Origin of the sequence: Pedobacter mendelii (assembly GCF_014635725.1) — a bacterium.
GTDB lineage: Bacteria > Bacteroidota > Bacteroidia > Sphingobacteriales > Sphingobacteriaceae > Pedobacter > Pedobacter mendelii.
On record NZ_BMDJ01000011.1, the window covers coordinates 175,490 to 183,327 of the forward strand.

General features: G+C 42.6%; 3 protein-coding genes. All 3 read right to left on the reverse strand.

The window, feature by feature from the left end:
* Nucleotides 1-119: 119 nt before the first annotated feature.
* The gene (locus IEV50_RS17215; protein ID WP_188416720.1) at nucleotides 120-2,078 is read right to left on the reverse strand and encodes an OmpA family protein; all 1,959 of its coding nucleotides are present in this window, start codon (nucleotides 2,076-2,078) and stop codon (nucleotides 120-122) included.
* 24 nt (nucleotides 2,079-2,102) lie between these two features.
* Nucleotides 2,103-3,116, reverse strand: a complete 1,014-nt coding sequence (locus tag IEV50_RS17220; protein ID WP_188416721.1) for a PorP/SprF family type IX secretion system membrane protein — start codon at nucleotides 3,114-3,116, stop codon at nucleotides 2,103-2,105.
* A 17-nt stretch (nucleotides 3,117-3,133) separates the two neighbouring features.
* Nucleotides 3,134-7,838 (reverse strand): CLIPPER-2 domain-containing protein (locus tag IEV50_RS17225; protein WP_188416724.1); only part of this gene is annotated, 4,705 nt, incomplete at its 5' end.

Consider the following 7,838-nt stretch of genomic DNA (forward strand, 5'->3'; position numbering starts at 1 on the left):
CAAGTATTAGTAATGAGTACAAATCGTAGGGCTGTTCTGTCAGTAAAAGAAAATTTCTCAGAGTAGGTAAGTAGGTTTTTTATATTGGTTTCACTAAAGTAACAATAAAAGTTCTACACTTAATATTTCACAATCTTGAATTCAGTCCTTCTATTTTCCTGATGCTCTGGGATGGAACATGCAACACCGTTCTTGCACTTGTTTAATAGTTGAGTTTCTCCATAACCTTTGGCTTTCATTCGGCTACGAGCAATTCCCCTGCTAACCAGATAGTTTACTGCGGATTGCGCCCTGCGTTGCGAAAGGTTTATATTATAGATATCCGAACCTCTACTATCAGTATGCGAACCCATTTCAATTTCTAAAGTCGGATTATCTCTCATGATGCGTACCGTCTCATCCAGAATTTTGGCAGCATCTGGTCTGATATTATCCTTGTCAAAATTATAGTGGATATTCTTTATTTCAATTTTTGTTCCAACAATAAATAACGGTTTCAGGTATAAATTAACCTCAAGCGTATCTGATTTCTCAATGCCAACAGTTGTTACCCTTGCAGAATCGCTGTAATACCTAACTTTCTGGCCTAGCACGGTATAATCGGTATTTTTGTCAAGTTCAAAAAAGTACTTAGCAGAATCTGCAGTAAGCTGTTTACCAACAACCCTGCGATCGCCTGCCATCAAGGTTACATTCGTTAATGGCAGCAGGGTGCCTGTGTTTTTATCAAAAGTTATCCCTTTAAGTGCAAGTATGATCTTAGGCTTTTCAATACCGAAACTATAAATGTCATCGCCTCCTTTACCCCCTTTCCGGTTCGAAGATAGGTAGCCTGTCCCGATGTTGGCAGCAGGTAGGGCTATGTTCACGAAAGAAAAATCATCTGCGGCGGAATTGATAGGATAACGCAAGTTGATTGGGTAAGTCCAGGTACTCTTACTTCCCTTAGTTGCAAAAATATCAAGGCCGCCCATGCCTGGCAAACCATTGCTGGAATAATATAGCATATCGTCTGCACCCATTTCTGGAAACATTTCATTACCTGTTGTATTTATTGAGCGCCCTGCATTTTCTGGCTTAGTCCAACTACCGTCTTCCTGTAAGTTACAGTACCAGATATCTGTTCCACCAATGCTACCAGGCATGTCAGACGTAAAGTAAAGTGTTTGTTCATCCCTGCTTAAACAGGCTTGCCCTAAAGAGTATTCTTTTACATTATTGTAAGGGAACGCCTTCATATTCCATTTGCCATTATTGGCCGTATAAATATAAAGTTCAATGTTGTTTGTCCTGAACTTTCTTTTTCCCGCGATTTCGATCTCACTGTCTTTTTTGCCAACATAAGTACGGGAAATAAAAAGCATATTACCTGCCTTATTGCTAATAATTGGGCCAATATGGTACCGGGCATCATTATATACCGATGTATCAATCATGGGATAACTGAGTGTACCATTTGTGGCTTTATCTGCGGTATATACACGAAGGTATGGATTTCCTGTTCTGCCCGATATAGCTTTAAACAGGTTCGAATCAGGCTCACCCGTGTAAAAAACCTTATTTGTAAAGGGGAATACGCTGAACTCAGAAAGCGCAGTATTCACCAAAGTCTCGTTCTTTATGAGGTGGAATGTAGGCTTAGCTAACCAAACCTGCGCAGAATCGCATCCGAGTATATCGTTAGCTACTTTTTTACGGTCACCAGTTTTATTGGCATAACTTTCAAATACAGTTTTGGCCTCTTTGTAGCGGAGGTTTGATTTCAGTACCGCACCATAGGCCAACAAATTTTCGGGCCTGCTCTCAGGAAAGGTAACCAATCTTGAAAACCAGTTTTCGGCTGCTTCATAGTCGTTAAGCTCGTAATAACTGTAGGCTAGCTTTTCGATGTCAGCCATTTTCGGAGTTTTTACATCCACTAGTTTAAGATACATGGGAATCGCCTGTGCGTAGTCGTAACTGTCGTACTTAAGTTTCGCCTTGTCCCTTAATGAGAGTTGCTCCTGCGCATGAATTTGTTTAGCAAAGAAGATGATTGCCAAAAGAGGCAATAGGAGATATTTTGGATGTATTTTCATAACTTACACGGACTATTGTACTGATTAGAAAAAGCGTGGACTGAGCAACCTGTTAAACTTCGTTGGAAAGGTAAGCCCGATAGTAATTTCGTGCGACCCATTCTGAACACTACTTAATCCACTGGTTATGTAATCGTAAGAATAACCTATTCTGAAACGGTTAGAGGCATAAAACTGGATAATGCCTGATATAGAGTTCGCATTGCTTAATGTTTGTCCCTGCCTGAATTCTTTGTTCCATAGGTTTACTCCGGTACGGTACCCTCCCCCAATCCAGAACCTATCGCCAAATATGACCATTGCATTTAGATCTAAACTGCTCGGTCCCTTCAAATCTTCTTTCCATAACAAACTTGGTCTAAGCTTCAAGCCTTCAGAGAGGTTAAGTAGAAAACCGGTCATGATGTAATAATGACGTTTACGCTTAATGTTCTGTTGTGTTGCGGTATCCCACTTAAATATATCGTTTGATATATCACCGGAGAACATATCCATTACTGAAGCCCCAACATAATACTTAGGGGAACTATAGTAAATGCCAAACCTCGTATCTGGTATAAAACTACTTAGCTTTCCATTGGTAACAGTAGGATCATCTTGTTCAACCGGTCGTAACGATGCACCATCAATAGCATAATTGGTAACTCCGGCACCTAAACCAAAGCTTAAGCGCTGCGTATCGTCAGCATTTAATCTTATCCTGTAAGCATAGTTCAGGTATAAGGAATTGGCGGTTTGTGAACCCAATTTATCAGCAGTAAGTTGTATACCCAGACCCACGTTTCTTTTGGTACTTTCAGTAACGCCATCCAGGGAAAACTGTCCCGTTTGTGGCGCACCCTTCAGTCCGGTCCATTGGGTACGCAGCGCCAGCTGCGCAAAAAGTTCCTCCTTGTAGCCCGCATAAGCTGGGTTAACACTTAGGGAATTGAATATATACTGCGAAAACTGGATGTTCTGCTGTGCCATTGAGGGCAGTTTTACCAATAAAAGTATAGCTACTGCGAGCAATGGTTTTCTTATAACAGGCTTCTTCATTTTTTTTCTGTTTAATGCTATCTTTTTAATAAAACCGGTCCGGCAACAGCCTGTGTAACCGCACCTTTTTTCAGGGTAATCTTATAGAAATAAGTCCCCTCGTTGAGGCCATATCCTGTCCAATCGTTTTTATATCCCTTCATCCTATAAACCTGATTACCCCAACGGTTGTAAATTTCTATATCCACAGAATCGAAAGATTCAAGCCCCACAATAAAAAAGGCATCATTCTTTCCATCGCCGTTAGGCGTAAATACATTCGGAATAAAGAATCCTTCTATTGTAATTGTTCCTGTTGCTATGTTTGTCCAGGTATCACTGGCATCTTTAATGCGATAGGTGAAAGTGTCAATGCCTGTAAACCCAGGGTTTGGAGTGTACACAACGGTACCATCTGCATTTATCCTGAGGGTACCATGAGCTGGTTGAGTCAAAATCTCAAGACTTCCTTTATCCAAAGATGAACCATCCGCTCTATCATTGCCGATTATATCCAGTTGAACAGGTGTATTAAAGCCTGTTTTGGTTGCATCATCAACAGCGACTGGTATGCTAGGTGTTACCAAAATATTTACCGTTGCAGGATTTGAAATTAGTCCGTCCCGGCCTTTTACGGTGTAGATAAAACTATCTGTTCCGTTGTAATTAGGATCAGGTTTGTATGTAACAGTTCCATCTGGGTTAATGGTTAAAGTACCGTGTGCAGGTTGGGTTACAATTTCCACAGAGACAGGGTTCAACAAACTGCTTCCAGGAATATCGTTGGCCAATATCGGTATGTTTACAGACTGGCCTTGTTTGGTATTCGTATTATCATTTGTTGCGACCGGAGGACTAGCCAATGGTGTTACTGTTGGGTTATCGTTATTAGCTGCAGAGCCTGATATGTCTTTTACAGTTTTACCCAATGCATCCTGAGCAGTTACAGTGGCTGTATTGGTTACTTGACCACGATTGATATCAGCTAAAGTAATTGGATAAGATCTTTTCACCGTTACCGCTGCACCTGGAGCAAGGGCTCCAGGTATATTAATCGCAGTAGTTGTTATGATTGGGTCATTCAAAACGATGTTGTTCAGGGTTACACTTCCAGTGTTGATTAATGTGAACGAATATTCGATGATATTGCCGGCAACAAATGCCCCATTCACACCAGTACCAGTGTTGCTTACTTGTTTAACCAGGGTAATATTTCCTGTTTGGCTCAACGGCGTAATCGTACAACTCGGACATGCAGGATTTACCGGATTACCAGGATCAGCAGGGTTACCATTTTCTGAATCATCACTTATCGGCTTTCCTTTTGGATCGGTGCCCGTAGCGGTCGCAAGGTTATCCACACGGCCGGCATCCAAATCAGACTGGGTGATGGTGTAAACAGCGGTAAAAGTAGTCGCATCAATCTCACCAGGTGTCAAAGTAATTGCAACCCCTGTTACCGTAACTTTTGGATCGGTAATTTTTAGGTTAGTCAATGTGACATTGCCCGTGTTTTCTACTTTAAAGCTATAGGTTATTTTCTCACCTAACTGTGCCTTGCCATCACCATTCGCATCTGCAAATACACCTGTTTTAGTCAGACGGAGCGAAGGTGTTTGGCTCAACGGCGTAATCGTACAACTCGGACAAGCAGGATTTACCGGATTACCAGGATCAGCAGGGTTACCGTTTTCTGAATCATCACTTATCGGTTTTCCTTTTGGATCGGTGCCTGTAGCGGTCGCAAGGTTATCCACACGGCCAGCATCCAAATCAGACTGGGTGATGGTGTAAACAGCGGTAAAAGTAGTCGCATCAATCGCACCAGGTGCCAAAGTAATTGCAACCCCTGTTACCGTAACTTTTGGATCGGTAATTTTTAGGTTAGTCAATGTGACATTGCCCGTGTTTTCTACTTTAAAGCTATAGTTTATTTTCTCACCTAACTGTGCCTTGCCATCACCATTCGCATCTGCAAATACACCTGTTTTAGTCAGACGGAGCGAAGGTGTTTGGCTCAACGGCGTAATCGTACAACTCGGACATGCAGGGTCTGTCGTACAGGTTGTACAAGGTGTAGTATCTGTAGAAGTACCCGTTACTGAAGATCCAGTTGGCGGTGTTCCGGTTGCAGTAGCAAGATTATATACAGTACCTTTATCTATATCAGCCTGGGTTAGTGTATGTGTTGCACTAAAACTTGATGCATCAGAAACACCCACCCCTAGATTAGCTATTGGACCACCAATTACAACCGCATTATTATCTGTAACAGTTACATTTGTTAAAGGTACGTTACCGCTATTGGTGACTTTAAAACTATATGTAATTACATCGCCTACATTTGCAATTCCATTATTATTTATGTCACTAAATGTACCGTCTTTGGTTATTACTATGGAAGGACAAGAGGCTGTATTAATCACAATGCTCGTTCCACTAGAAGTACAGCCATCACCATTTCGAACCGTTACCGAATAAGTACCTGATGCTACAGCTGTAAAGCTTGTCGAAGCCTGGTAATTTGTGCCGTCTATACTATAGGTAATCCCTGTGCCACTTTGAGCAGTAACCTCTATTGTACCAGTAGCTGTGCTACAGGTCGGCTGTATAGCCGATGCTGTTGGAGCAGCCGGGGTTGCAGGTTGAGCATTAATCACAATGCTCGTTCCACTAGAAGTACAGCCATCACCATTTCGAACCGTTACCGAATAAGTACCTGATGCTACAGCTGTAAAGCTTGTCGAAGCCTGGTAATTTGTGCCGTCTATACTATAAGTAATTCCTGTGCCACTTTGAGCAGTAACCTCTATTGTACCAGTAGCTGCGCTACAGGTCGGCTGTATAGCCGATGCTGTCGGAGCAGCCACCGGACCAGTCGGCTGTGTAATTGTTATATTTTGAGTTGCTGTACAGCCATTTGCATCCGTTACGGTTACAGTATAACTACCCGCAGAAAGGTTGTTCGCCGTTGCTGAAGCCTGTACTGGGCTAGTATTCCATGAATAGTTATATGGGCTTGTACCTCCGCTGGCTAAAGCGGTTGCACTACCTGTACCAGAACCGAAACAGTTTACATTGGTTTGTGCACTAATACTAATACTTAGTGCAGCAGAAGGCTGTGCAATTGTTACAGTTTTGCTATTGGTACAGCCATTTGCATCAGTAACAGTAACGGTATAATTACCTGCTGCAAGATTACTTGCAGTAGCGGTTGTTGCACCGTTACTCCACAAGTAATTATATGAACCGGTACCTCCTGTAGCGGAAGCCGTAGCGCTCCCTGTATTTGCACCAAAACATTTCACCTCAACTGGTGGAATATCAATATTGGCCACCAAGGCGCTTGTAGGTTGAGTAATGGTTACTACTTCCGTTCTAATGGTACCTACATTATCGGTTACGGTTACGGTATAACTGCCTGCTGAAAGGTTATTAGCCGTTGAAGAAGTTTGAACAGGTGTCGTATTCCAGGAATAAGTATAAGGGCCTGTACCCCCATTTGCAGTTACCGTAGCTGTACCATCATTATTACCAAAACACTGTACATTTGTACTGGAAACAGTTATACTAAGTGTCGATGCATCAATGGTTATTGTAACTATTGCTGTAGAGCAGTCTCCATCTACATCACATACCTGATAACTGAAAGTATCAGTTCCGCTTGTATTCGGATTTGGTGTGTAAGTAAATGATCCATCTGGATTCATGCTCACCGTACCAAGTGCTGCTCCTCCATTTGTACCAATTAATGACCAGGTGTTACCACCATCTCCACTAGGCGTATCGTTTGTAGACACATTCCCTGTAATTGCTACGCCAGGCGTTGTGCTTCCAAAATCAGCAACTGCGATTGGCTGACAATCACTAGCCGTGATGGTAAATGAAGATGATGTTGAGCAATTTTTTGCATCTGTTACAGTTACCGTGTAGGTACCTGCTGCCTTATTGCTGATGTCTTGAGTTGTTTCTCCGGTGTTCCATAGATAAGTATATGGTGTTGTTCCACCTGAAAGTGAGATATCGACCGATCCATTATTGGTGGCTCCACAGGTTGAGTTTATTACTGTTCCTGTAATATTTATACCGGCCGATGGCTGAGTAATGGTTACATTTTGCGTTGTGGTACAACTACTGCCATCAGTAACGGTTACCGTATAGGTACCACCAGGCAGGTTACTTGCTGTAGCCAGCGTTTGTACCGGACTGGAATTCCATGAATAGGTATATGGGCCTGTACCACCCGTTACCGAAACGGTTGCACTACCGCTACTTGCACCAAAGCAATCAACATTATTTGATGCACTGATTACGGCAGTTAAAGTAGCAGGGCGGATAAACGTTATGCTTGCAGATGCCGAAGATATATAGCCGCCGAGTGTTGCGGTAACCATATAGGTTCCTACAGGTGCTGTGACCGTATTGCCTGAGGTGGTAACTCCGGCAGAAGGACTTACCGTATAGTTATATGCCGCATTGTAATTGGTGATAACAAAACTACCTGTTGGGTTACAAGATGTAGGTTGAACAACTGTACCAAGTGTTGGCGCAACCGGGGTTGCAGGTTGTGGATTGATTGTAATGCTGGTTCCACTGGAAATACAACCATCACTATTCTTTACCGTTACCGAATAGGTACCTGATGCCAGGCCGGTAAAACTTGTAGAAGCCTGATAATTCGTGCCATCTATGCTGTAAGTTAATCCAGATCCTGTCGGGGCAGTAACCGTAATACTCCCCGTT

Excerpts from the sequence above, each read along its gene's own strand:
- IEV50_RS17220 (WP_188416721.1), bottom strand. The coding sequence starts at position 3,116 with ATGAAGAAGCCTGTTATAAGAAAACCATTGCTCGCAGTAGCTATACTT.
- IEV50_RS17215 (WP_188416720.1), bottom strand. The coding sequence starts at position 2,078 with ATGAAAATACATCCAAAATATCTCCTATTGCCTCTTTTGGCAATCATC.